Genomic DNA, 26,015 nt, shown 5'->3' with positions numbered 1-26,015 from the left:
ATTACTCCTTCGCCTCGTTGCGGCCCAAGTGGAACGCCGTGACGGCTGCGGCGAGCAGCAGCATCGAGGCGAGTTCGACCACCAGCAGGTAAGGACCGAACAGGCTGATGCCCACGGCCTTGGCGCTGACGGTGGTTTGACCGATACCGGCACCGCTCTGGTGGCTGAACAGTACGTACAGCAGTTCAGCCAGCAGCAGCGCGGCGAGGATCACCGGGCCGATCCAGATACCCGGCTTGAGCCAGATGCGCTCTTGCTGAGCCGCGGCTGGGCCGAGGTTCAGCATCATCACCACGAACACGAACAGCACCATGATGGCGCCAGCGTAGGCGATCACTTCCAGGGCGCCGGCGAACGGCGCGCCGAGGCTGAAGAAGGTCATGGCCACGGCGATCAGCGAAATGATCAGGTAGAGCAGGGCGTGCACAGGGTTGGTGTTGGTGACCACGCGCAGCGTGGAAACAACGGCAACACCTGATGCGAAATAGAAAGCGAATTCCATCGTTCTTCCTTAAGGCAGCAAGCTCTTCACGTTGATCGGTTCGGCTTCGTTCTGCGCGGAGCCTTTTGGCTTACCGGCAATGGCCATACCTGCAACACGATAGAAGTTGTAGTCAGGGTTCTTTCCGGGACCGGAGATCAAGAGATCTTCTTTCTCGTAAACCAGGTCCTGACGTTTGAACTCGGCCATCTCGAAATCCGGTGTCAGCTGGATCGCGGTGGTCGGACAGGCTTCCTCGCAGAGACCGCAGAAAATGCAGCGCGAGAAGTTGATGCGGAAGAACTCCGGGTACCAGCGACCGTCTTCCGTTTCAGCTTTCTGCAGCGAGATGCAACCCACAGGGCAGGCCACGGCGCACAGGTTGCAGGCAACGCAACGCTCTTCACCATCGGGGTCGCGAGTCAGGACGATACGGCCACGGTAGCGTGGCGGCAGGTACACCGGCTCTTCGGGGTATTGCAGGGTGTCGCGTTTGCGAAAGCCGTGACCGAACACCATCACCAGGCTGCGCAACTGGGTACCAGTACCCTTAACGATGTCGCCAATATATTTGAACATGGGTCAAATCCTCACTGAACCGCGCCCGCAGGCGTGTTCAACAACACAAGCGCAGCGGTCACCAGCAAATTGATCAGGGTCAGCGGCAGGCAGAATTTCCAGCTGAAGTCCATCACCTGGTCATAGCGCGGGCGCGGGATAGAGGCGCGCAGCAGGATGAACAGCATGATGAAGAACGCGGTCTTCAGGGCGAACCAGACGAAGGACAGTTGCGGCAGGATGCCGAACGGACCGTGCCAGCCACCGAAGAACAGGGTGACCAGCAGCGCCGAGATCAGGATGATGCCGATGTACTCGCCAACGAAGAACATGCCCCATTTCATACCGGCGTATTCAATGTGGTAACCGTCGGCCAGTTCCTGTTCCGCTTCCGGCTGGTCGAAGGGGTGACGGTGAGTCACGGCCACGCCAGCGATGAAGAAAGTACAGAAGCCGAAGAACTGCGGAATGATGAACCACAGGTTCTGCGCCTGGTACTCGACGATGTCGCGCATGTTGAAGGAACCGACCTGAGCCACGATGCCCATCAGCGCCAGGCCCATGAACACTTCGTAGGACACGGTCTGCGCCGAGGCCCGCAAGCTGCCCAGCAGGGCGAACTTGTTGTTACTCGACCAGCCGGCGAACAGCACCGCGTAGACCGAGAGACCGGCCATGGCGAAGAAGAACAACAGGCCGATGTTCAGATCCGCCACGCCCCAGGTCGGGGTGATCGGGATGATCGCGAAGGCGATCAGCAGGGCGGACATGGCGACCACCGGTGCCAGGGTGAAGATCACCTTGTCGGCAAACGGCGGGGTCCAGTCTTCCTTGAAGAACATCTTCAGCATGTCGGCGGCGATCTGGAACATGCCGAATGGGCCAACGCGGTTCGGACCGTAACGGTCCTGCCACCAGCCCAGCAGGCGACGTTCGACAAAGCTCAACAGCGCACCGCAGACCACAACGGCCAGCAGGATCACGACGGCCTTGACGACCGTCAGGATCACGTCGATCACTTCAGGGGTAAACCAACTCATTGCGCCGCCTCCTGCAGACCGTCAACGGATTTGCCAAAGAATGCCGGAGGAATGCCCGCCAGACCGGCAGGCAGGCCCACCAGGCCGGCACCCAGCTCTTCGTTGATGCGCAGCGGCAGACGCAGGGTCTGGCCAGCCAGACTCACGGCGAGCAGGGCGCCGTCGTTGACGCCCAGGCGATCGGCTTCGGACTTGGCCAGGGCCACGTAGGCAGCCGGGATGCGTTCCTGTACCGGAGCGGCCTTCGAAGAGTTCTCTTCGCTGCCGAACAGGTGATAGAACGGCACCGCTTGCCAAGTGCCCTGAGCCGGAGAGAAGGCACGCGGCACGCTGGCGAACCAGCTGAGACGGTCGCCCTGGCTTTCGATCAGGCGTTTACCCGGGTCACCGGCACGCAGGTGGCCGCCGACTTCGTCCTGGAACTTGTTCCAGGCTTGTGGCGAGTTCCAGCCCGGCGACCAGGCGAACGGCACTTGCGAGCGCGGTTCGGCGGAGCCCGAGTAACCTTCCATGGAGTAGGCGAAGGCGGTATCCGGGTCTTGCGGGGTGCGCGGTTCGTGCACGCTCTGGTTGGCGCGCATGGCGGTACGGCCGCTGTAGCGCAGCGGTTCGCGAGCCAGTTTCAGGCCTTTGATACGGAACGCTGCGGAAGGTGCTGCGTCGACGATGGAAGCCAGTTGCGGGGTGCTCGCGGCGCAGGCAGCGGTGACGTGGTCCAGCTGGGTCCAGTCCACCGGCTTGTTCAGCAGGGTGCTGCGCAGGGCATGCAGCCAGCGCCAGCCTTCGTGGACCATGATGCTGGCATCCAGGTAGGTCGGATCGAAGACCTGGAAGAAACGCTGGGCGCGACCTTCCTGGCTGACCAGGGTGCCGTCGCCTTCGGCGAAGCTCGCCGCCGACAGCACCAGGTGCGCGCGCTCGAGGGTAGCGGTTTGTTGATGGTCGGCAACGATCACCACCTTCGCCGCGTTCAGCGCTGCATCCACCTTGGCCGCGTCGGTGCGGGTGTACAGATCGTTTTCCAGCACCACGATGGCGTCGGCTTTACCGTCGATCACCGCTTGCAGAGCTGCGTCCACGGATTCGCCGCCGAGCATGGCCAGGCCGAGGCTGTTGGCCTCTGGCACGATCAGGCTGATGGAGCCGGCTTTCTCGCGCAGCTTCAAGGCCTTGGCGATGTTCGCCGCGGCTTCGATCAGCGCCTTGGAACCCAGCGAAGTGCCGGAAATGATCAGTGGGCGCTTGGCCGCCAGCAGGGCGTCGGCGATGCGCTTGGCCAGTTCCAGGGCTTCGCTGTCCAGGCCTTCGACGGCAGGGGCGCTGGCGTCGATGGCGTGGGCCACGGCGAAACCGATGCGTGCCAGGTCGTCTGGAGCGGCGTGTACACACTCCTCGGCGACGTCGTCGAGCTTGGTTTCAGCCAGGCTGGCGATGAACAGCGGGTTCAACGCGTGCTGGCCGATGTTCTTCACCGCGGCGTCGAGCCAAGGCTGGACGCGCATGGCGTCGGCCATTTCCTCCGCCTTGCCCTTGACCGACTGACGCAGGGCCAGGGCCATGCGAGCGGCGGTTTGGGTCAGGTCTTCGCCAAGGACGAAGATGGCATCGTGGTCTTCGATCTCGCGCAGGTTCGGAACCGGCAGCGGGCTGTCGTTCAGAACCTGCAGAACCAGGCGGATGCGCTCCAGTTCAGAAGCTTCGATACCACTGTAGAAGTGCTCGGCACCGACCAGCTCACGCAGGGCGTAGTTGCTTTCCAGGCTGGCGCGAGGCGAGCCGATACCGACGATGTTGCGACCGCGCAGCAGCTCGGCAGCGTGGTCCAGCGCCTGGTCCAGGGTCAGCTGGGTGCCATCGGCCAGGCGTGGCTGGCGTGGACGATCCTTGCGGTTGACGTAGCCATAGCCGAAGCGGCCACGGTCGCAGAGGAAGTACTGGTTCACCGAGCCGTTGTAGCGGTTCTCGATGCGGCGCAGTTCGCCGTAGCGCTCGCCCGGAGAGATGTTGCAACCGCTGGAGCAGCCATGACAGATGCTCGGCGAGAACTGCATGTCCCATTTGCGGTTGTAGCGCTCGGAGTGAGTCTTGTCGGTGAACACACCGGTCGGGCAGACCTCGGTGAGGTTGCCGGAGAACTCGCTTTCCAGGGTGCCGTCTTCAACGCGACCGAAGTACACGTTGTCGTGGGCGCCGTAGACGCCCAGGTCGGTGCCGCCGGCGTAGTCCTTGTAGAAGCGCACGCAGCGGTAGCAGGCGATGCAGCGGTTCATCTCGTGAGCGATGAACGGGCCGAGGTCCTGGTTCTGGTGGGTGCGCTTGGTAAAGCGATAACGGCGCTCGTTGTGGCCGGTCATCACCGTCATGTCTTGCAGGTGGCAGTGACCACCTTCCTCACAGACCGGGCAGTCGTGCGGGTGGTTGGTCATCAGCCATTCGACAACGCTGGCGCGGAAGGCCTTGGATTCTTCATCGTCGATGGAGATCCAGGTGTTGTCGGTGGCCGGGGTCATGCAGGACATAACGATACGACCACGGGTGTCGTTCTCGTCGGTGTACTGCTTGACCGCGCACTGGCGACAGGCACCGACGCTACCGAGAGCGGGGTGCCAGCAGAAATAAGGGATGTCGAGGCCTAGTGACAGACATGCCTGTAACAGGTTGTCCGCCCCATCGACTTCGAGCGCTTTGCCGTCTACGTGGATAGTGGCCATGGTTCAAAGTTCTTCGTTGGCCCGGTGTCAGCGGGCGTGGCTAATGGAATCTTGTTATGCGTGCGAATCAACACAGCCGTTCACGGCGTCATCGCACGTCGAGCGCAGGGCACGGACCCTGCGCCCTCATCTAAGCGTTACGCGCCGACTACGATCGGTCGGGCCAGAGGCGGGACGGCAGCGCTGGTGGGCGCGATGCCGGCTTCGAACTCTGGACGGAAATACTTGATGGCACTGCCCAAAGGCTCCACGGCACCCGGTGCGTGAGCACAGAAGGTCTTGCCCGGGCCGAGGAAACCCACCAGACCCAGCAGGGTCTCGATGTCGCCTTGCTGGCCCTGGCCTTTTTCCAGGGCCATCAGCAGTTTGACGCTCCATGGCAGGCCATCGCGGCAAGGGGTGCAGAAACCGCAGGATTCACGGGCAAAGAACTGCTCCATGTTGCGCAGCAGCGACACCATGTTGATGCTGTCGTCCACCGCCATGGCCAGGCCGGTACCCATACGGGTGCCCACTTTGGCGATGCCGCCGGCGTACATTTGCGCATCCAGGTGTTCCGGCAGCAGGAAGCCGGTACCGGCGCCGCCTGGCTGCCAGCACTTGAGCTTGTAGCCGTCGCGCATGCCGCCGGCGTAGTCCTCGAACAGCTCGCGCGCGGTCACGCCGAAGGGCAGCTCCCACAGGCCAGGGTTCTTCACTTTGCCGGAGAAGCCCATCAGTTTGGTGCCGTGGTCTTCACTGCCTTCGCGGGCCAGGGATTTGTACCACTCCACGCCGTCGCCGATGATCGCCGGCACGTTGCACAGGGTCTCGACGTTGTTCACGCACGTTGGCTTGCCCCACACGCCCACGGCGGCAGGGAAGGGCGGCTTGGAACGTGGGTTGGCGCGACGGCCTTCCAGGGAGTTGATCAGTGCGGTTTCTTCACCGCAGATGTAGCGCCCGGCGCCGGTGTGGACGAACAGTTCGAAATCGAAACCGCTGCCCAGGATGTTCTTGCCCAAAAGGCCCGCGGCCTTGGCTTCTTCCACGGCGCGCCGCAGGTGCTTGGCGGCGGTGGTGTATTCGCCGCGCAGGAAGATGTAGCCGCGGTAGGTTTTCAGTGCGCGGGCACTGATCAGCATGCCTTCGATCAGCAGATGGGGCAGTTGCTCCATCAGCATGCGGTCCTTCCAGGTGTTGGGTTCCATTTCGTCCGCGTTGCACAGCAGGTAGCGGATGTTCATGGATTCGTCTTTGGGCATCAGGCCCCACTTCACGCCGGTGGGGAAGCCAGCACCGCCGCGACCCTTTAGGCCGGCATCCTTGACGGTCTGGACGATGTCGTCCTGGGACAGGTCGGCGAAGGCCTTGCGCGCCGCGGCGTAACCGTTCTTGGCCTGGTACTCGTCGAACCAGACCGGCTCGCCGTCGTCACGCAGGCGCCAGGTCAGGGGGTGGGTTTCTGCGGTGCGCGCAATGCGGTTCGCAGGGCCGAAAGAGGTCAGGGTCATACGTAGCCCTCCAACAGTTTGGCCACGCCAGCAGGCTGGACGTCGCCGAAAGTGTCGTCGTCGATCATCAGCGCCGGAGCCTTGTCGCAGTTGCCCAGGCAGCACACCGGCAGCAGGGTGAAACGGCCGTCGGCGGTGGTCTGGCCGAGGCCGATGCCCAGCTCGCTCTGGATCTGGCTGACCACGGATTCGTGGCCGCCGATGTAGCAGACCATGCTGTCGCAGACGCGAATGATGTGGCGGCCCACTGGCTGACGGAAGATCTGGCTGTAGAACGTCGCCACGCCTTCAACGTCGCTGGCGGGGATGCCGAGGATCTCGCCGATGGCGTAGACCGCGCCATCAGGCACCCAGCCACGTTCCTTCTGGACGATCTTCAGGGCTTCGATCGACGCCGCGCGCGGGTCTTCGTAGTGATGCATCTCGTGCTCGATGGCCGAGCGCTCGGTTTCGCTCAGGGCGAAACGGTCTGTCTGGATAAGCGTGCTGTTCATGCTTAGCGGTCCACGTCGGCCATAACGAAGTCGATACTACCCAGGTACGCGATCAAGTCCGCGACCATGCTGCCACGGATCACCGAAGGGATCTGCTGCAGGTGGGCGAAGCTTGGGGTACGGATCCGGGTGCGGTAGCTCATGGTGCCGCCATCGCTCGTCAGGTAATAACTGTTGATGCCCTTGGTCGCTTCGATCATCTGGAAGGATTCGTTGGCCGGCATCACCGGGCCCCACGAAACTTGCAGGAAGTGCGTGATCAAGGTTTCGATGTGCTGCAGGGTGCGCTCTTTCGGCGGCGGCGTGGTCAGCGGGTGATCCGCCTTGTACGGGCCTTCCGGCATGTTGCGCAGGCACTGGTCGATGATCTTGATGCTCTGGCGCATCTCCTCGACGCGAACCATGCAGCGGTCGTAGGCGTCACCGTTGGCCGCCAGCGGGACTTCGAACTCGAAGTTCTCGTAGCCGGAGTACGGACGAGCCTTGCGCAGGTCGAAATCGCAACCGGTGGAACGCAGGCCGGCACCGGTGACGCCCCACTCCAGGGCTTCCTTGGTGTTATAGGCGGCGACACCGATGGTCCGGCCTTTGAGGATGCTGTTTTGCAGGGCGGCCTTGGTGTATTCGTCGAGGCGCTTGGGCAGCCATTCAACGAAGTCCTTGACCAGCTTTTCCCAGCCGCGGGGCAGGTCGTGTGCGACGCCGCCGATGCGGTACCAGGCCGGGTGCAGGCGGAAGCCGGTGATGGCTTCGATCACGGTGTAGGCGCGCTGACGGTCGGTGAAGGTGAAGAACACCGGGGTCATGGCGCCAACGTCCTGGATGTAGGTACCCAGGAACAGCAGGTGGCTGGTGATGCGGAAGAACTCGGCCATCATGATGCGGATGACGTCGACCTTCTCCGGCACCTTGATGCCGGCCAGCTTCTCGACCGACAGCACGTACGGCAGGTTGTTCATCACCCCGCCGAGGTAGTCGATACGGTCGGTGTAGGGGATGAAGCTGTGCCAGGACTGACGCTCGGCCATCTTCTCGGCACCACGGTGGTGGTAGCCGATGTCCGGTACGCAGTCGACGATTTCTTCGCCGTCCAGCTGCAGGATGATGCGGAATGCACCGTGGGCAGACGGGTGGTTCGGACCCAGGTTGAGGAACATGTAGTCCTCGTTGGCGCCGGAACGCTTCATGCCCCAGTCTTCCGGACGGAAGCGCGCAGCTTCTTCTTCCAGTTGCTGCTTGGCCAGGTTGAGGCTGAACGGGTCGAACTCGGTGGCGCGGGCCGGGAAGTCCTTGCGCAGCGGGTGACCTTCCCAGGTCGGCGGCATCATGATCCGCGACAGGTGCGGGTGGCCGGCAAAGTCGATGCCGAACATGTCCCAGACTTCACGCTCGTACCAGTTGGCGTTGGGCCAGATACCGGTGACGGTGGGCAGACTGAGGTCGCCTTCGGAGAGCGCCACCTTGATCATCACGTCGCTGTTACGTTCGATCGACAGCAAGTGGTAGAACACGCTGAAGTCGGCGCCCGGCAGCCCCTGGCGCTTGGTGCGCAGGCGCTCGTCCACGCCGTGCAGGTCATAGAGCATGACGTACGGCTTGGGCAGGTTACGCAGGAAGGTCAGGACTTCGACGAGTTTGGAGCGGGTAACCCACAGCACCGGCATGCCGGTGCGGGTGGCCTGGGCGGTGAACGCCTCAGGGCCAAAACGGTTACTGAGTTCGACGACCACATCCTGGTCGTCAGCCTTATAAGGCGGGATGTACAGAGCACTGCCTGTAGTCATGGTTTTTTATCGCTTTCGGTCAACGTAAAGAGTGAAGCCAGTGTCGTTTCTTTGTCAGAACAGATCTGGATCAGACTTCGTCAGGGCTGCGCAGGTTGGTGACCTGAATACGCTGTTCGCGGCGCTGCTCCTTTTGCGACGGCATCTCGGCGCGATACACGCCTTGATCACCGACGACCCAGGACAGTGGGCGACGCTCCTGGCCAATGGATTCTTGCAAGAGCATCAAGCCTTGCAGGAACGCTTCAGGGCGGGGCGGGCAGCCAGGTACGTAGACGTCCACGGGCAGGAACTTGTCCACCCCCTGAACTACGGAGTAGATGTCGTACATGCCGCCGGAGTTGGCGCACGAACCCATGGAGATGACCCACTTGGGCTCGAGCATTTGCTCGTAGAGGCGCTGGATGATCGGCGCCATCTTGATGAAGCAGGTACCGGCGATAACCATGAAGTCCGCCTGACGCGGCGATGCCCGGATAACCTCGGCGCCAAAGCGCGCGATGTCGTGGGGCGCCGTGAAGGCGGTGGTCATTTCCACGTAGCAGCAGGACAGACCGAAGTTGTACGGCCACAGGGAGTTCTTACGCCCCCAGTTGACCGCGCCGCTCAGCACGTCTTCCAGCTTGCCCATGAAGATGTTTTTGTGGACCTGATCCTCTAACGGATCGGAAACGGTTTCACGTTCGCCGATCGGGTACTGATCGTTAGGAGCATCGGGGTCGATCCTGGTGAGATTGTATTGCATCGCCAAAGCCTCATTGTTTTAGCTTCGCCTGCCGCTTACGACGACCTTCCGGAGCCCAGTCAAGAGCCCCCACTCGCCAAAGGTAGACAAGACCTGCCAACAGAATTGCTATGAAAACGAGAGCTTCGACGAATCCGGTCCAGCCGCTTTCGCGGACGGACACAGACCAGGCAAAGAGAAAGAGGGCTTCGATATCGAAGATCACGAAGAGCATCGCGACCAGATAGAATTTGGCTGAGAGCCGCAAGCGGGCGCCACCGGTAGGTAGCATGCCGGACTCGAACGGTTCGTTTTTGCTGCGGCCCCAGGCTTTTGACCCGAGGAGGCTGGAGACGCCGAGCATGAAGGCACAAAGGCCGACAACACCCAGAAGGAAAATGGCAAAGCCCCAGTTGTGGGCCATGAGTCCTGTCGCTTCGGGCATGCTGGTAATCCTTAACAGAGAGCAAGAGTCTCTGAGCTTGATAAAGAAATAAAGCAGTGACGATATGTCGCAGCGCAATCAATCGCGCTGATTTTATGGCTAAACACCGGGCAAGTAAAATTTCTAAAGCGAAATTGTTTATCGCAATAAGGACATAGCTCACCCCTGTAGCCCCGTAAGCCGCAACCTGCGGGCATTAGGGGAGGTTTTGTTAATTATGTTTTGTTGCTGCTGCAACGAAAGTTACAACGCCTAAATGATAATCAATATTGTTTAGGCGTTGTTTTAATCTGCTTTCCTTCGGGGAGTGGGAAAGTTGCTTGTTATATCCCTGTTACTGCAAGTAGCAGGGGCGCACCTTTTAACCTGTTTCACTCTGGGTAACACCGCTCTGGATCAATTTTTTGTCGGCTTTTTCGTCGGTGGCGGCTTGCCGGCGAGTTTTTCGGTCAACGGGGGGGGGCGTGGGGCGGTTCGCCGGCAAGCTGGCTGCTACAGGTTTGGCGGGCAAAAAAACGCCCCGAACCAGTCGGGGCGTCAGCTTTACAGCAATGCAGTTGTTTTTACCGGGTCTGCATTGGCCGCTCGATCAAGGCGCGAGGCCTGGAATCAGTGGAACTGCTCTTCTTCGGTGGAGCCGGTCAGGGCGGTTACCGAGGACGAACCACCCTGGATCACGGTGGTCATGTCGTCGAAGTAGCCGGTGCCCACTTCCTGCTGGTGCGCCACGAAGGTGTAGCCTTTGGCGGCGTCAGCGAATTCCTGCTCTTGCAGTTTCACGTAGGCGGTCATGTCGTTGCGGGCGTAGTCGTGCGCCAGGTTGAACATGCTGTGCCACATGTTGTGGATACCAGCCAGGGTGATGAACTGGTGCTTGTAACCCATGGCGGACAGTTCGCGCTGGAACTTGGCGATGGTCGCGTCGTCCAGGTTTTTCTTCCAGTTGAAGGAAGGCGAGCAGTTGTACGACAGGATCTGGTCCGGGTATTCCTTCTTGATCGCCTCCGCGAAACGACGGGCTTCGTCCAGGTCCGGCTTGGCGGTTTCGCACCAGATCAGGTCGGCGTAAGGCGCGTAAGCCAGGCCGCGGGCAATCGCCTGATCCAGGCCAGCCTTCACTTTGTAGAAGCCTTCCTGGGTGCGAGTACCAGTCACGAACGGCTGGTCGTATGGGTCGCAGTCCGAAGTCAGCAGGTCGGCAGCGTTGGCGTCGGTACGGGCCAGGATGATGGTCGGTACACCGGCAACGTCGGCCGCCAGACGGGCAGCGGTCAGCTTCTGTACGGCTTCCTGGGTTGGAACCAGCACCTTGCCGCCCATGTGGCCGCACTTCTTCACGGAAGCCAGCTGGTCTTCGAAGTGAACGCCGGCGGCGCCTGCCTCGATCATGCTCTTCATCAGCTCGTAGGCGTTCAGCACGCCGCCGAAACCGGCTTCAGCGTCGGCCACGATTGGCGCGAAGTAGTCGATGTAGCCTTCGTCGCCCGGGTTCTTGCCGGCTTTCCACTGGATCTGGTCGGCACGACGGAACGAGTTGTTGATGCGCTTGACCACGGTTGGAACCGAGTCCACCGGGTACAGCGACTGGTCGGGGTACATGGATTCTGCGGAGTTGTTGTCCGCAGCCACTTGCCAGCCCGACAGGTAGATAGCCTGGATACCGGCTTTAACCTGTTGAACAGCCTGGCCGCCGGTCAGGGCGCCCATGCAGTTGACGAAATCTTTATCAGGACGGAAGGACGGCTTGGCACCTTGGGTGACCAGGTTCCAGAGCTTCTCGGCGCCCATGCGTGCCAGGGTGTGCTCGGGTTGAACCGAACCACGCAGACGGACCACGTCGGCAGCGGAGTAGGTGCGAGTCACGCCTTTCCAGCGCGGGTTTTCAGCCCAGTCTTTTTCAAGGGCTGCAATTTGCTGTTCGCGTGTCAGTGCCATGGAGATAAACCTCGTCGCGTCTTGTGTAAAAAGTCGTTCTTGGTTGGAAAATTCCGGCTCCGCCGATCACGCGTCATAACGCTGCGTGGAAGGCTGCTCGCTGACCAGGAAGCTTAGGCGGTCGAGGGTGTATGGCGGGGATGGCGACGGGTGAACGATGGGCTCGAGGGGAAAAGTGAGCAGGTGAAGGCGCGCTGCGGTGCGCATTCGGGCGTCGTGGGCCTGGGTGCGTTCCAACAGTGTGTTGCCGATCGACCTAATTACGCTTCCGTCCCTCGGGACAACTTCGTTCCAGTCGCAATCTCGTCAAACACACCTTGTGGGCAGTACAGACACGAATCGGCTCGGTTGGGTAGATTAGAGCGGCGATCCGAAGGCCCTTGCCAGGGCCCCTGATTAGCGGGAGCGAGGCCATCATGCCCGCGGTTTTTTGGCCCGTCAAATGTTTTGTAGTGCTTTTTTTGCGCCACTACATCTTTGGTCTAATACGACTAATCAGTCAGTTTTTGGTGCTTTAGTCCAACGCATCGACCTTGACCCGCAAGGTCATGTCATCCCGGCCCTGGGTCGAATAGCTGCGGCCCAGAGCCTGCCTGTCGGCCTGGGTCTGGCGATTGACCCCGGCCAGGGTGATCCACTCGCCGAGGCGGCCACTGACGGTTGTGTCGGTACTTTGCACGTTCACTACATCGGGACGTTCCTGGCTCATGCGGTCACGATTGGTGCTGATGCTCAGGTGTACGGTTTCACCGGTGACGCTAGCGGTGACATAGAAGCCCTGGGTGACGTTGCGGTACTGGGTCTGGTTTTGCGGGCGCCCGTAGGGATCGGTCTGGGTGGTGGTCAGGGGCACGCTCTGGCCGACCTGAATCAGCGCCGGCACGCCTTCGCTGGCCTGGACTTGCTGGATGCCGCCATCGCGGCTCTCGGTGCTGCGATTGATAATCCGGGTTTGCGGCGCGCCGTTGACCGAATAACCCTGGTTGTCCTGGAAGTTGTTCTCGTTGGTGTCGACGGTGATCAGCAGGCGCTTGGCCGCCGTATCCAATTGCGCAATAAAAGCCCGCAGTTCGGCGATCTTGCCCGGCTCGGCGTTGACGATCAGTTGGTTGCCATAGGCGCTGACCTTGCCGTCCTTGCCCAGAAAATTCTGCGCCACCGGTAGCAGGTCGGCACTGGTGCGGTTGTTGAGGGGCACGATCTCGGTGGCGGCCATGACCGAGCAGCTGAAGGTCAGCAGCAGCGTCGTGAGCAAGGTGCGTAGGGACATATCCGTTATCTCCGCGAGTAGCTGGGAAAGCCTTGAGTTTGACACTTTGTCGGCTTTGGGTGGGGCAAGTTGAATCCTAGACGGCAAAACGCCCCGGCATCCTGGTCCTGCGCCTGGTGGGCGCAAGGGGATGGCGGGGCGTTCGCTCTGGCCATTGCCGCTGGGGCTGGTCGGTCAGGCGCCGCGAACCATGTCGACGTGGGGGATGCCCGCTTCGAGGAATTCCTCGCTGACAATCGAGAAGCCCAGACGCTCGTAGAACGGCGTGGCCTGGACTTGGGCGCTGAGCATCTGCTGCTTCAGGCCGCGTTTCTCGGCTTCGTCGATCACTGCGCGCATCAGCGCATCCCCGACCTTGAGGCCGCGCCAGTCCTTGAGCACCGACACCCGGCCTACATGGCCGTCGGGCAGCAAGCGCGCGGTCCCGATAGGAAAGTCACCTTCGAAGGCCAGGAAATGCACGGCGCTGTCGTCGTCGGCATCCCATTCCAGCTCGGGCGGAACCGATTGCTCGGCAATGAACACGGCTTCACGGATGCGCCGGATCTCGGCGTTGTCCTTTTGCCAGTCTGCGACACGTACGTGAATCTTATTCATCGGCAAACCCCAGGCTCCCTTGCTTGACCAGCTCACACAACAGGCCGCGCCCATCGTCATCCGCCAGCCAGTGGCCGAGGTTGTCGATATGCAGGGCGTCGGCAGCGCAAATCATTTTCAGCAGTTCGCGCAGTTTACCGGGAAGCAGGCGGCTCTGGCCGCTGGCGAACAGCAGCAGGTCTTCATCCACTTCCGACCAGGCCAGGCGCGCGCTCGGGTTGCGGATCAGGATCGCGCCCTGTTCCAGGCTACCCAGCAGGTCGTCTTCTTCCAGTTCCGGGCCGACCACCAGTTCCGGGTAGCGCGGCTCGGTCATGAACTGGCCGAACCAGGTCAGCAGCAGGCGCTCGTCGTTCATGTGCTCGGCCAGCAGGCTTTTGAGGCGGTCGAGGGCGTCCTGCTGGATCTGGTGCGGATCGCTGACCGGTTGCACGTCGGCGTCGGTGTAGCGCTCTTCGTCCGGCAGGAACTGGCCGAGGAAGTCGGTGAAGTGGGTCAGCACTTCGGCGGCGCTTGGGGCGCGGAAGCCCACCGAATAGGTCATGCAGTCATTCAGCGCAACGCCGTAGTGGGCCAGGCGCGGTGGCAGGTAAAGCATGTCGCCCGGCTCCAGGACCCAGCTTTCGGTCTCTTCGAACTCGGCGAGGATGCGCAGGTCCGCGTGCAGCAGCAGCGGGCTTTCGGAATCGCACATCTGGCCGATCTTCCAGTTGCGCTTACCAAAGCCTTGCAGCAGGAACACATCGTAGTTGTCGAAGTGCGGGCCGACGTTACCGCCCGGTGCGGCGAAGCTGATCATCACGTCATCGATGCGCCAGCTCGGCAGGAAGCGGAAGTGCTCCAGCAGCTCGGCGACTTCCGGTACGAACTGGTCCACGGCCTGCACCAGCAGGGTCCAGTCGCGCTCCGGCAGCTTGCTGAACTCGTCTTCGGCGAAGGGGCCGCGACGCAGTTCCCAGGGGCGTTCGCCGTTCTCGATCACCAGGCGCGATTCGACTTCTTCTTCCAGGGCCAGGCCGGCCAGTTCGTCGGGTTCGATCGGGCTTTCGAAGTCAGGCAGGGCCTGACGGATCAGCAGGGGCTTTTTCTGCCAGTAGTCACGCAGAAATTCCCGTGCAGTGATGCCGCCCAGAAGTTGAAGAGGAATGTCAGGATTCATGTGTAACCTATTGAAAAAGTTTACTTTTCTAGCAGGAATAAAAACGCCCGGCGCGGCCGGGCGTCAAAAGGTCGAGCAGTCGGTCAGATGCGCTTGGCCTGGGCCGCGGCATTACCGATGTAGCTGGCTGGGGTGAGCTGCTTGAGCTCGGCCTTGGCCGCGGCGGGCATGTCCAGCCCGTCGATGAAAGTCTGCAGCGCTTCTGGGCTGATGCCCTTGCCGCGGGTCAGTTCCTTGAGCTTTTCGTAAGGATTTTCGATGTTGTAGCGACGCATCACGGTCTGGATCGGCTCGGCCAGCACTTCCCAGCAAGCGTCCAGGTCTTCAGCGATCTTCGAAGCGTTGAGCTCCAGCTTGCTGATGCCTTTGAGGCTGGCTTCGTAGGCGATCACGCTGTGGGCAAAGCCCACGCCCAGGTTGCGCAGCACGGTGGAGTCGGTCAGGTCACGCTGCCAGCGGGAAATCGGCAGCTTGCTCGCCAGGTGCTGGAACAGGGCGTTGGCGATCCCCAGGTTGCCTTCGGAGTTTTCGAAGTCGATCGGGTTGACCTTGTGCGGCATGGTCGAGGAACCGATTTCGCCGGCAATGGTGCGCTGCTTGAAGTAGCCCAGGGAGATGTAGCCCCAGATATCGCGATCGAAGTCGATCAGGATGGTGTTGAAGCGGGCGATGGCGTCGAACAGCTCGGCGATGTAGTCGTGCGGCTCGATCTGCGTGGTGTAGGGGTTGAAGGCCAGGCCCAGCTCGTCTTCGATGAAGGCGCGGGCGTTGGCTTCCCAGTCGATGTCCGGGTAGGCCGACAGGTGGGCGTTGTAGTTGCCCACGGCGCCGTTGATCTTGCCCAGCAGCGGCACGGCGGCGACCTGGGCGATCTGGCGCTCCAGGCGGTACACCACGTTGGCCAGCTCTTTGCCCAGGGTGGTCGGCGAGGCCGGCTGACCGTGGGTGCGCGACAGCATCGGCACTTCGGCGAAGCGGATCGCCAGTTCGCGGATGGCGTTGGCGGTCTGGCGCATCAGCGGCAGCATCACTTCATCACGGCCTTCGCGCAGCATCAGGGCGTGGGACAGGTTGTTGATGTCCTCGCTGGTGCAGGCGAAGTGGATGAACTCGCTGACGTTGGCCAGCTCAGGCAGCTTGGCGGCTTGTTCCTTGAGCAGGTACTCGATGGCCTTGACGTCGTGGTTGGTGGTGCGCTCGATCTCTTTGACGCGCTCGGCGTGCTCCAGGGAGAAGTTCTCCGCCAGGGCATTGAGGACGGCGTTGGCTTCGGCGGAGAACGCCGGCACTTCGCTGATGGCGCTGTGGGCGGCCAGGCGCTGGAGCCAGCGCACTTCAACGAGGACGCGAGCACGGATCAGGCCGTATTCGCTGAAAATGGGGCGCAGGGCCTGGGTTTTGCCGGCGTAGCGGCCGTCAACAGGGGAAACCGCAGTGAGCGAAGAGAGCTGCATGGGGTGTTCTCGGACAGTCGGGCAACGAAATGGGGCGCGTATGATACATGAAAATATCCGCCGGTCCGTTGCCAACTGACCAGCGTCTTACGCGCAGCTCTTGAAAAATCAGGCGCAGCTCAGCTGCTGCGCATCAATGGATAGAGTTCTTTGAGCAATTTGCGCCGGCTGATTACCAGCTGCCAGCGATGGCCGCCCAGCTGGCGCCACAGCCGCGCCGAGCGGATGCCAGCCAGCAACAGTGCGCGAATCTTCGAGGCATTGCTCGGCTGCTGCAGGTTGCGCATGTCGCCATGCACCTGGATGCGTTGGCGCAGGGTGCTCAGGGTGTCCTGGTACAGCCCGCCGCACGCGGCAATCACGTTTTCGTGGGCCGGGCCGAAGTGTTCGACCTGGGACTGGATCTGCGGCAGGCGCTTGCCGATGGTTTCCAGCAGGTCGTCGCGCTTGGCCAGCTGGCGTTCCAGGCCAAGCATCGACAAGGCGTAGCGCAGTGGCTCGCGTTGCAGGGTGCTGGGGTCGCGTTCCAGGGCGCCGATCAGAGCGCGATAGCCTTCGCGCAGGTTGATGTCGTCGCCGCCATAGACTTCCAGGGTGTCCTTCGGATCACGGATCAGCAGGCTGCCGAGCATGCAGCTCAGGGCCGCTTCGCTGACCTGGCCGGTCTTGGCGATGCGGTCCACCAGCACCGCTGCGAGGAATACACCGCCCAGCGCCGTCAGTTGCTCCTGAATCGGGCTCATGGGCGAACGTCCTTGCTGCTCCAGGGTTCGGCCACTTCGATCACGCCACCGCCAAGGCAGATGTCACCGTCGTAGAACACCACGGACTGGCCGGGAGTGACGGCGCGCTGCGGGTCATCGAAGGTAGCGCGGTAGCCGTCAGCAGTTTTTTCCAGGGTGCAGGGCTGGTCGCTCTGGCGGTAGCGCACCTTGGCGGTCAGGCGCCGTGGCTGGCTCAGGTCGATGGGGTTGACCCAATAGATGTCGGAAGCCAGCAGGGCGCGGGAGAACAGCCACGGATGGTCGTTGCCCTGGCCCACGATCAGCTCGTTGTGCTCCAGGTCCTTGATCAGCACGTACCACGGCTCTTCGCCGGCGTCTTTCAGGCCGCCGATGCCCAGGCCCTGGCGCTGGCCAATGGTGTGGTACATCAGGCCGTGGTGGCGGCCGATGACTTCACCTTCGGTGGTCTTGATCTCGCCGGGCTGGGCCGGCAGGTACTGCTTGAGGAAGTCGCTGAAACGCCGCTCACCGATAAAGCAGATGCCGGTGGAGTCTTTCTTCTTCGCCGTGGCCAGGTCGTGTTTCTCGGCAATGGCGCGCACTTCGGGTTTTTCCAGCTCGCCTACCGGGAACAGGGTCTTGGCGATCTGTTCGCCGCCGACGGCATGCAGGAAGTAGCTCTGGTCCTTGTTCGGGTCCAGGCCCTTGAGCAGTTCGGTGCGGCCGTCGATGTCGCGACGGCGTACATAGTGGCCGGTGGCGATCAGGTCGGCGCCGAGCATCATGGCGTAGTCGAGGAAGGCCTTGAACTTGATTTCGCGGTTGCACAGGATGTCCGGGTTCGGCGTGCGACCGGCCTTGTATTCGGCCAGGAAGTGTTCGAACACGTTGTCCCAGTACTCGGCGGCGAAGTTGGCGGTGTGCAGCTTGATGCCCAGCTTGTCGCACACGGCCTGGGCGTCGGCCAGGTCATCCATGGCGGTGCAGTATTCGGTGCCGTCGTCTTCCTCCCAGTTCTTCATGAACAGGCCTTCTACCTGGTATCCCTGTTCCATCAGCAGGAGGGCGGAAACGGAAGAATCCACGCCGCCGGACATGCCGACAATGACGCGTTTCTTTTGGGTGTCAGAAGAGGCTGGATCACGCATAGGAATTCAACGGGTGTCTTGAAAAAGGACGCGATTCTAACAGGCTGAGGCCTGCAAGGCTAAAACTGCGGTTAAAGCATGGGTCGGATCAGCGCCAGGCTGTGCAACTGGCCGTCCAGGTAATCGTCCAGGCACTGCAGGATCAGCTCGCTGCGCCAATTGGCTCGCTGTTCCAGCAACTCGTCGCGGGTCAGCCAGCGCGGGCCGATGATGCCATCGTCCAGCTGATAGTCCAGACGGTGGTGCAGCGGCTTGGCGGCAAAGCACACGCGTTGGTAGGTCACACCATTGCTGGGGGCGGTATAGAGGTAGATGCCGACCACGCCGGTCAGCTCCACGTCCCAGCCGGTTTCCTCCAGGGTTTCGCGGATGGCCGCCTGGAGCAGGCTCTCATTGGCATCCAGGTGTCCGGCAGGCTGGTTGAGCACGGCTTGTTCGCCCGAGTACTCCTCGACGAACAGAAAGCGCCCCTGATCCTCGACGATGGTGGCGACAGTGATATGAGGTTGCCATTCCATAAAGGCACTCCTTTATAAGGGGGCAGCATTGTAGGAGCCGGCTTGCCGGCGAAGCGAGTACCGCCTGTTTGGCGTGGGTGCATTTCGCCGGCCAGCCGGCTCCTGCGCCATCCAGAAGCACAAACCCCGGCGCGGGGCCGGGGTTTGTGTGTTCGCTCGTGCTTACACCAGCGCAGCAATGGCCGCGTTGAGGGTGGCGCTCGGGCGCATGGCCTGGCTCACCAGCTCAGGGTTGGCGCTGTAGTAGCCACCGATGTCCACGGGCTTGCCCTGTACGGCGTTGAGCTCGGCGACGATGGTCGCTTCGTTCTCGGTCAGGGTCTTGGCCAGAGGGCTGAACTGCGCTTGCAGGGCAGCGTCCTCGGTCTGGGCGGCCAGGGCTTGTGCCCAGTACAGCGCCAGGTAGAAGTGGCTGCCGCGGTTGTCGATGTTGCCGACCTTGCGCGATGGCGACTTGTTGTTGTCGAGGAACTGACCGGTAGCCTGGTCCAGGGTCTTGGCCAGTACCAGGGCTTTCGGGTTGTTGTAGGTGTTGCCCAGATGCTCCAGGGAAGCGGCCAGGGCCAGGAACTCACCCAGGGAGTCCCAACGCAGGAAGTTCTCTTCCAGCAGCTGTTGCACGTGCTTCGGAGCCGAACCGCCGGCGCCGGTTTCGAACAGGCCGCCACCGTTCATCAGCGGCACGATCGACAGCATCTTGGCGCTGGTGCCCAGTTCCATGATCGGGAACAGGTCGGTCAGGTAATCGCGCAGGACGTTGCCGGTCACCGAGATGGTGTCCTTGCCGTCGCGGGTGCGGGCCAGGGTGAACTTCATGGCTTCGACCGGGGACATGATGCGGATGTCCAGGTCGCTGGTGTCGTGATCCTTCAGGTAGGCCTGAACTTTCTCGATCATCACGCCGTCGTGGGCACGCATTGGGTCCAGCCAGAAGATCGCTGGGGTGCTGCTGGCGCGGGCACGGTTGACGGCCAGCTTGACCCAGTCCTGGATCGGCGCGTCCTTGGTCTGGCACATGCGGAAGATGTCGCCGGCTTCGACTTTCTGCTCCAGCAGCAGGCTGCCTTTGCTGTCGGTCACGCGAACCACGCCGTCAGCCTTGATTTCGAAGGTTTTGTCGTGGGAGCCGTACTCTTCGGCTTTTTTCGCCATCAGGCCAACGTTCGGCACGCTGCCCATGGTGGTTGGATCGAACGCGCCGTTGGCTTTGCAGTCTTCGATCACGGCCTGGTAGATGGTGGCGTAGCAACGGTCCGGGATCACGGCCTTGGTGTCGTGCAGCTGGCCGTCGGTGCCCCACATCTTGCCGGAGTCACGGATCATGGCCGGCATCGAGGCGTCGACGATCACGTCGCTCGGCACGTGCAGGTTGGTGATGCCTTTGTCGGAGTTGACCATGGCCAGGGCAGGGCGGGCAGCGTAGACGGCCTGGATGTCGGCCTCGATCGCAGCTTGCTGCTCGGCTGGCAGGGCCTTGATGCGGGCGTACAGGTCGCCGATACCGTTGTTCAGGTTGAAACCGATTTCTTGCAGGACGGCGGCGTGCTTGCTCAGGGCGTCCTGATAGAACTCGGCAACGATCTGGCCGAACATGATCGGGTCGGAGACTTTCATCATGGTGGCTTTGAGGTGCACCGACAGCAGTACGCCTTGCTTCTTGGCGTCTTCGATTTCAGCGGCGACGAAGGCGCGCAGGGCCTTTTTGCTCATCACGGCGCAGTCGAGGATCTCACCGGCTTGCACGGTGGTCTTTTCCTTCAGGACGGTGGCAGTGCCGTCCTGGGCGATCAGCTCGATCTTGACGCTGTCTGCGGCTTCGATCAGGGCGGCTTTTTCGCTGCCGTAGAAGTCGCCGTTGCTCATGTGGGCAACGTGGGACTTGGAGTCTTTGGCCCAGGCGCCCATCTTGTGCGGGTGCTTGCGCGCGTAGTTCTTCACCGACAGCGGAGCGCGGCGGTCGGAGTTGCCTTCACGCAGAACCGGGTTCACGGCGCTGCCCTTGACCTTGTCGTAACGCGCCTTGGCGTCTTTGTCGGCGTCGCAGGTCACGGTTTCCGGGTAGTCCGGCAGGGCGTAGCCCTGGGCCTGCAGTTCCTTGATCGCGGCCTGCAGCTGCGGTACCGAGGCGCTGATGTTCGGCAGCTTGATGATGTTGGCTTCCGGGGTGACCGCCAGTTCGCCCAGTTCGGCGAGGTGGTCCGGTACCGCTTTGGCACCCAACTGCTCAGGGAAGCTGGCGAGGATGCGGCCGGCCAGGGAGATGTCGCGGGTTTCCACGGCGATATCAGCCGAAGCGGTGAAGGCTTCTACGATAGGCAGCAGGGAATAGGTGGCGAGGGCCGGGGCTTCGTCGGTGAAGGTGTAGATGATCTTCGAGCGGGTGGGCATATTCGGATTAACTCTCTTCTTTGCTAAAGCGTGCGCAGAAACTCGAGGTGCGCCGGGTAAGCGCTTTCGTTCAAAGGTCATCCATGAGCCGAATGTCGAGGTTTCTTCGCGGTGATGTTGGGTGCATCAGTCGAGCGTCAAGCGGGTGGGCTGCGGTAACAACCCGGCTTTGGGCGGCCAGTCTCGGCTTGTTTTCTTCGGTAGCAGAGCGTTCGGCCGTCGTGACTCTGTGGTCAGCGGCGGCATTATACATAGGTAGCTAGCAAAGCGCCGGTGCTTCATAGGTACCGGTGCTCGTCCATTGGTCTAAAGGTCGCAGGTGGGGTGCAGGCGTAGAGTCGCTGGCTGTGCTCGAGTTTGGCACTTTTCCCTTTGCATTCAGGCTTGTAGGCCGCGAACCGTAAAGCTTTCACGGCAGATGGGTGGAACATGAGGTTCCCGTCCAGATTCAACTGGGTTACGCTCGAACGCAGCCAGATGTTCAATCCACACAACGGAGTTCAGCATGGGATACAAGAAGATTCAGGTTCCAGCAGTCGGCGACAAAATCACCGTCAACGCAGACCATTCTCTCAATGTTCCTAACAACCCGATTATTCCTTTCATCGAAGGCGACGGTATTGGTGTTGATATCAGCCCGGTCATGATCAAGGTTGTCGATGCTGCGGTTAAGAAGGCTTACGGCGGCGAACGCAAGATTTCCTGGATGGAAGTGTATGCCGGGGAAAAAGCGACTCAAGTGTACGACCAGGACACCTGGCTTCCTCAGGAAACCCTGGACGCGGTGAAGGATTACGTGGTTTCCATCAAGGGCCCGCTGACCACTCCGGTTGGCGGCGGCATCCGTTCCCTGAACGTGGCCCTGCGTCAACAGTTGGACCTGTATGTGTGCCTGCGCCCGGTGCGTTGGTTCGAAGGCGTGCCCAGCCCGGTGAAAAAACCAGGCGATGTGGACATGACCATCTTCCGTGAAAACTCCGAAGACATTTATGCCGGCATCGAGTGGAAGGCCGGTTCGGCAGAAGCCACCAAGGTCATCAAGTTCCTTAAAGAAGAAATGGGCGTTACCAAGATCCGTTTCGACGAAAACTGCGGCATCGGCGTCAAGCCGGTTTCCCTGCAGGGCACCAAGCGTCTGGCGCGCAAGGCGCTGCAATATGTAGTGGATAACGACCGCGACTCGCTGACCATCGTCCACAAGGGCAACATCATGAAGTTCACCGAAGGTGCCTTCAAGGAATGGGCCTATGAAGTGGCGGCCGAAGAGTTCGGCGCAACACTGCTGGATGGCGGCCCTTGGATGCAGTTCAAGAACCCGAAAACCGGCAAGAACGTCATCGTCAAGGACGCCATCGCCGACGCCATGCTCCAGCAGATCCTGTTGCGCCCGGCTGAATACGATGTGATCGCCACCCTCAACCTCAACGGCGACTACCTGTCCGACGCCTTGGCGGCGGAAGTGGGCGGTATCGGTATCGCTCCAGGTGCCAACCTGTCCGACACCGTGGCCATGTTCGAGGCAACCCACGGTACCGCGCCCAAGTATGCCGGCAAGGACCAGGTCAACCCGGGCTCGCTGATTCTCTCTGCGGAGATGATGCTGCGTCACATGGGCTGGACCGAGGCGGCTGACCTGATCATCAAGGGCACCAACGGCGCGATCTCGGCCAAGACTGTGACCTATGACTTCGAGCGTCTGATGGAGGGTGCAACCCTGCTGTCCTCCTCGGCATTCGGTGATGCGTTGATCTCGCACATGTAAGCGCAGCCGCGCACAAAGCAAACCGGCCGACTCAATCCCTTGAGTCGGCCGGTTTTTTCATGACTGGATGTTGGGTATATCAGCTCAAGGCGCTTTCAGGTTGTGCCTCGGCGGGGATGATTTCACCGGGCACCTTCAAGGCGCTGATTTTGACCGCATGCAGGCCCTTGGGGCCCTGGATGATCTCGAAGCTCACCGCCTGTCCGGCTTTCAAGGTCTTGTAGCCATCCATCTCGATGGCCGAGTAATGGGCAAACAGATCATCCGTCTTGCCCTCCTCATTAATAAAGCCATAACCCTTGGCATTGTTGAACCACTTGACCTTACCGCTAGCCATACTCATATCCCTCTGCAACAGACTCCATCACTGGAGTATCATCCAGTTCATCCGCCGCCAAGCTTGGTAAAAAGGTTGACGCCGCGGACGTTTATTACCCAATGTGGGCCCTATTGGTTGTAACACCGTTTTGCCGATAGTCAAGGTGACCCGGCGGTCGGAGTTGAATTCCATCCAGAGCGCCCCCACCACTGTATTTGCACAACTGACGAACCTTTCTTTCCATGCATGCAATCAGCCAGATTCGACTAACATTCAATCAGGATCGCCCGGACTTGCACGACGACGATTCCGCTGGCTTGGCTGTACAGGAAGCTAAGCCTGCATTACAGGCGCCGCCGATGTACAAGGTGGTTTTGTTCAACGATGACTACACCCCGATGGATTTCGTCGTCGAAGTGCTCGAGATGTTTTTTAACCTGAATCGCGAGCTGGCGACCAAGGTCATGCTGGCCGTCCATACAGAAGGGCGGGCAGTGTGTGGATTGTTTACCCGCGACATCGCCGAGACAAAGGCCATGCAGGTCAACCAGTACGCCCGGGAAAGCCAGCATCCGCTACTCTGTGAAATCGAGAAGGACGGTTAACGCCGACCACTTGGGTATGAGGTGAAGCTATGTTAAACCGCGAGCTCGAAGTCACCCTCAATCTCGCCTTCAAGGAGGCCCGTTCGAAGCGTCATGAATTCATGACCGTCGAGCACCTTCTGTTGGCTCTTTTGGATAATGAGGCCGCCGCCACCGTTTTACGTGCCTGCGGAGCAAACCTCGACAAACTCAAGCACGACCTGCAGGAGTTCATCGACTCCACCACGCCGCTGATCCCGGTACATGACGAGGATCGCGAGACTCAGCCGACTCTGGGTTTCCAGCGTGTGCTGCAACGTGCTGTCTTTCACGTACAGAGCTCGGGCAAGCGTGAAGTCACTGGCGCCAATGTGCTGGTAGCTATCTTCAGTGAGCAAGAGAGTCAGGCGGTGTTCCTGCTCAAGCAGCAGAGTGTCGCCCGTATCGATGTGGTCAATTACATTGCTCACGGTATCTCCAAGGTGCCCGGGCATGGCGATCATTCTGAAGGTGAACAGGATATGCAGGATGAAGAGGGTGGTGAGTCGTCTTCTTCGAGCAATCCTCTGGATGCCTATGCCAGCAATCTCAATGAGCTGGCCCGTCAGGGGCGCATTGATCCGCTGGTAGGGCGTGAGCAGGAGGTGGAGCGTGTAGCCCAGATCCTGGCTCGTCGGCGCAAGAACAACCCGTTGCTGGTGGGTGAGGCGGGCGTGGGCAAGACGGCGATTGCCGAAGGCCTGGCCAAGCGTATCGTCGACAATCAAGTGCCGGACCTGCTGACCAACAGCGTGGTCTACTCCCTGGATCTGGGGGCATTGCTGGCCGGTACCAAATACCGCGGCGACTTCGAGAAGCGCTTCAAGGCGCTGCTGAGCGAGTTGAAAAAACGTCCTCAGGCGATCCTGTTCATCGATGAAATCCATACCATCATCGGCGCTGGTGCGGCGTCCGGTGGCGTGATGGATGCCTCGAACCTGCTCAAGCCGCTGCTGTCCTCGGGCGACATCCGCTGCATTGGTTCGACCACGTTCCAGGAGTTTCGTGGAATTTTCGAGAAGGATCGCGCCCTGGCGCGGCGCTTCCAGAAAGTCGATGTGTCCGAGCCTTCGGTTGAAGACACCATCGGTATCCTGCGCGGTCTCAAGGGGCGTTTCGAGCAGCATCACAGTATCGAATACAGTGATGAGGCGCTGCGTGCCGCTGCGGAACTGGCCTCGCGCTACATCAATGACCGGCATATGCCTGACAAGGCCATCGATGTAATCGATGAGGCGGGTGCCTATCAGCGTCTGCAGCCAGTCGACAGACGTGTGAAGCGCATCGAAGTGGCCCAGGTTGAAGATATCGTGGCGAAAATTGCCCGTATTCCACCAAAGCATGTCACCAGCTCCGATAAGGAGCTGCTGCGCAACCTTGAGCGCGATCTCAAGTTGACGGTGTTCGGTCAGGATGCGGCGATTGATTCGCTGTCGACGGCGATCAAGCTGTCCCGTGCCGGCCTGAAATCGCCGGACAAGCCAGTCGGTTCCTTCCTGTTCGCCGGTCCTACCGGTGTCGGCAAGACCGAGGCGGCCCGGCAACTGGCCAAGGCCATGGGTATCGAGCTGGTGCGCTTCGACATGTCCGAGTACATGGAGCGGCACACTGTTTCGCGCCTGATTGGTGCGCCTCCCGGCTATGTCGGTTTCGACCAGGGTGGCTTGCTGACCGAGGCAATCACCAAGCAGCCACATTGCGTGTTGCTGCTCGATGAAATCGAGAAGGCTCATCCGGAAGTCTTCAACCTGCTGCTGCAGGTGATGGATCACGGCACCCTGACCGACAACAACGGGCGCAAGGCGGATTTCCGCAATGTCATCCTCATCATGACCACCAACGCCGGTGCTGAAACCGCGGCGCGAGCCTCCATAGGTTTCACTCATCAGGATCACTCTTCCGATGCCATGGAAGTGATCAAGAAGAGCTTCACGCCGGAGTTCCGCAACCGTCTGGACACCATTATCCAGTTCGGTCGCCTGAGTCATGAAGTGATCAAGAGCGTGGTGGACAAGTTCCTTACCGAGCTTCAAGCGCAACTGGAAGACAAGCGCGTGCAGCTGGAAGTGACCGATGCCGCTCGCAGCTGGCTGGCTGCCGGTGGTTACGACGTGACGATGGGCGCGCGGCCGATGGCGCGTTTGATCCAGGACAAGATCAAGCGTCCCCTGGCCGAGGAGATCCTGTTTGGCGAATTGTCCGACCATGGCGGTGTGGTGCACATCGACATCAAGGATGGCGAGTTGACCTTCGATTTCGAAACCACGGCGGAAATGGCTTGATAGCCGCATAACGCAGCAGTACCGCCAAAGGCACCGGAGGGTGCCTTTGTGCTATCTGGAGTTTGAAAAGTTTTTTGCAGACGAACAAAAACGCCCGGCATAACC

Annotated in this window: 22 protein-coding genes; 3 read left to right on the top strand and 19 right to left on the bottom strand. The window is 60.9% G+C overall.

Translation table 11 applies throughout. The features are described from left to right. Position 1: 1 nt before the first annotated feature. The 18 genes from nuoJ to GWQ44_RS11595 form a co-directional block, all read right to left on the bottom strand. Positions 2-502, bottom strand: coding sequence for an NADH-quinone oxidoreductase subunit J (gene nuoJ / locus GWQ44_RS11680; protein ID WP_016964783.1), 501 nt, complete (start codon positions 500-502; stop codon positions 2-4). Between the two features lie 9 nt (positions 503-511). Then, positions 512-1,060: an NADH-quinone oxidoreductase subunit NuoI gene (gene nuoI / locus GWQ44_RS11675; RefSeq protein WP_016964782.1), complete on the bottom strand. Its 549-nt coding sequence runs from the start codon at positions 1,058-1,060 to the stop codon at positions 512-514. 11 nt (positions 1,061-1,071) lie between these two features. Further along, positions 1,072-2,079 carry an NADH-quinone oxidoreductase subunit NuoH gene (gene nuoH, locus GWQ44_RS11670; RefSeq protein WP_016964781.1) on the bottom strand — a complete coding sequence of 336 codons (1,008 nt, stop codon included), beginning with the start codon at positions 2,077-2,079 and terminating at the stop codon, positions 1,072-1,074. Further along, on the bottom strand, positions 2,076-4,790 hold the full coding sequence (gene nuoG / locus GWQ44_RS11665) for an NADH-quinone oxidoreductase subunit NuoG (protein WP_275927385.1): 2,715 nt from the start codon (positions 4,788-4,790) through the stop codon (positions 2,076-2,078). Before nuoG ends, nuoH begins: the two co-directional genes overlap by 4 nt. 137 nt (positions 4,791-4,927) lie before the next feature. Continuing rightward, entirely contained in the window at positions 4,928-6,283 is a 1,356-nt protein-coding gene (gene nuoF, locus GWQ44_RS11660; RefSeq protein ID WP_016964779.1) for an NADH-quinone oxidoreductase subunit NuoF, read from the bottom strand. Then, complete coding sequence (gene nuoE, locus GWQ44_RS11655; protein WP_011062188.1) at positions 6,280-6,777, bottom strand: NADH-quinone oxidoreductase subunit NuoE; 498 nt, start codon at positions 6,775-6,777, stop codon at positions 6,280-6,282. The genes nuoF and nuoE overlap by 4 nt, the downstream gene beginning before the upstream one ends. Before the next feature lie 2 nt (positions 6,778-6,779). Next, positions 6,780-8,561, bottom strand: coding sequence for an NADH-quinone oxidoreductase subunit C/D (gene nuoC, locus GWQ44_RS11650; protein WP_275927384.1), 1,782 nt, complete (start codon positions 8,559-8,561; stop codon positions 6,780-6,782). A gap of 70 nt (positions 8,562-8,631) precedes the next feature. Continuing rightward, positions 8,632-9,306 (bottom strand): NADH-quinone oxidoreductase subunit B, encoded by a 675-nt coding sequence (locus tag GWQ44_RS11645; protein ID WP_011062186.1) that lies wholly within the window; start codon positions 9,304-9,306, stop codon positions 8,632-8,634. Between the two features lie 10 nt (positions 9,307-9,316). Next, positions 9,317-9,730 carry an NADH-quinone oxidoreductase subunit A gene (locus GWQ44_RS11640; RefSeq protein WP_011062185.1) on the bottom strand — a complete coding sequence of 138 codons (414 nt, stop codon included), beginning with the start codon at positions 9,728-9,730 and terminating at the stop codon, positions 9,317-9,319. A gap of 609 nt (positions 9,731-10,339) precedes the next feature. Continuing rightward, positions 10,340-11,665, bottom strand: a complete 1,326-nt coding sequence (aceA, locus tag GWQ44_RS11635; RefSeq protein WP_016964777.1) for an isocitrate lyase — start codon at positions 11,663-11,665, stop codon at positions 10,340-10,342. 514 nt (positions 11,666-12,179) lie between these two features. Continuing rightward, on the bottom strand, positions 12,180-12,935 hold the full coding sequence (locus GWQ44_RS11630; protein ID WP_275927383.1) for a secretin N-terminal domain-containing protein: 756 nt from the start codon (positions 12,933-12,935) through the stop codon (positions 12,180-12,182). 174 nt (positions 12,936-13,109) lie between these two features. After that, entirely contained in the window at positions 13,110-13,532 is a 423-nt protein-coding gene (locus GWQ44_RS11625; RefSeq protein ID WP_016964775.1) for a GNAT family N-acetyltransferase, read from the bottom strand. Beyond that, the gene (locus GWQ44_RS11620) at positions 13,525-14,691 is read right to left on the bottom strand and encodes a cupin domain-containing protein (protein ID WP_275927382.1); all 1,167 of its coding nucleotides are present in this window, start codon (positions 14,689-14,691) and stop codon (positions 13,525-13,527) included. The genes GWQ44_RS11625 and GWQ44_RS11620 overlap by 8 nt, the downstream gene beginning before the upstream one ends. A gap of 83 nt (positions 14,692-14,774) precedes the next feature. Then, a complete protein-coding gene (gene purB, locus GWQ44_RS11615; protein WP_016964773.1) occupies positions 14,775-16,145 on the bottom strand; it encodes an adenylosuccinate lyase in 1,371 nt (456 codons plus the stop codon). A 119-nt stretch (positions 16,146-16,264) separates the two neighbouring features. Then, entirely contained in the window at positions 16,265-16,888 is a 624-nt protein-coding gene (hflD, locus tag GWQ44_RS11610; protein WP_011062179.1) for a high frequency lysogenization protein HflD, read from the bottom strand. Then, positions 16,885-18,018: a tRNA 2-thiouridine(34) synthase MnmA gene (mnmA, locus tag GWQ44_RS11605; RefSeq protein WP_275927381.1), complete on the bottom strand. Its 1,134-nt coding sequence runs from the start codon at positions 18,016-18,018 to the stop codon at positions 16,885-16,887. Before mnmA ends, hflD begins: the two co-directional genes overlap by 4 nt. Before the next feature lie 71 nt (positions 18,019-18,089). Continuing rightward, on the bottom strand, positions 18,090-18,536 hold the full coding sequence (locus GWQ44_RS11600) for an NUDIX hydrolase (protein WP_047305314.1): 447 nt from the start codon (positions 18,534-18,536) through the stop codon (positions 18,090-18,092). Positions 18,537-18,698: 162 nt separating this feature from the next. Then, on the bottom strand, positions 18,699-20,924 hold the full coding sequence (locus GWQ44_RS11595; RefSeq protein WP_275927380.1) for an NADP-dependent isocitrate dehydrogenase: 2,226 nt from the start codon (positions 20,922-20,924) through the stop codon (positions 18,699-18,701). Positions 20,925-21,429: 505 nt separating this feature from the next. Between GWQ44_RS11595 and icd the strand changes: the two genes are divergently transcribed. Continuing rightward, positions 21,430-22,686 carry an NADP-dependent isocitrate dehydrogenase gene (gene icd, locus GWQ44_RS11590; RefSeq protein WP_016964815.1) on the top strand — a complete coding sequence of 419 codons (1,257 nt, stop codon included), beginning with the start codon at positions 21,430-21,432 and terminating at the stop codon, positions 22,684-22,686. 79 nt (positions 22,687-22,765) lie between these two features. On the opposite strand, the gene cspD is transcribed toward icd, so the two are convergent. Beyond that, positions 22,766-23,023: a cold shock domain-containing protein CspD gene (gene cspD / locus GWQ44_RS11585; protein WP_016964814.1), complete on the bottom strand. Its 258-nt coding sequence runs from the start codon at positions 23,021-23,023 to the stop codon at positions 22,766-22,768. A 224-nt stretch (positions 23,024-23,247) separates the two neighbouring features. On the opposite strand from cspD, the gene clpS reads away from it, so the two are divergent. Both clpS and clpA read left to right on the top strand, forming a co-directional pair. Then, positions 23,248-23,610 (top strand): ATP-dependent Clp protease adapter ClpS, encoded by a 363-nt coding sequence (gene clpS, locus GWQ44_RS11580; protein ID WP_011062173.1) that lies wholly within the window; start codon positions 23,248-23,250, stop codon positions 23,608-23,610. 29 nt (positions 23,611-23,639) lie between these two features. After that, complete coding sequence (gene clpA / locus GWQ44_RS11575) at positions 23,640-25,910, top strand: ATP-dependent Clp protease ATP-binding subunit ClpA (protein ID WP_016964813.1); 2,271 nt, start codon at positions 23,640-23,642, stop codon at positions 25,908-25,910. The last annotated feature ends 105 nt before the right edge of the window (positions 25,911-26,015 follow it).

Source organism: Pseudomonas sp. 3MA1 (assembly GCF_029237275.1).
Classification (GTDB): Bacteria; Pseudomonadota; Gammaproteobacteria; order Pseudomonadales; family Pseudomonadaceae; genus Aquipseudomonas; species Aquipseudomonas fluorescens_AP.
The sequence above is the reverse complement of the archived record's forward strand: the minus strand, read 5'-3'. Positions and strand labels throughout refer to the sequence as shown.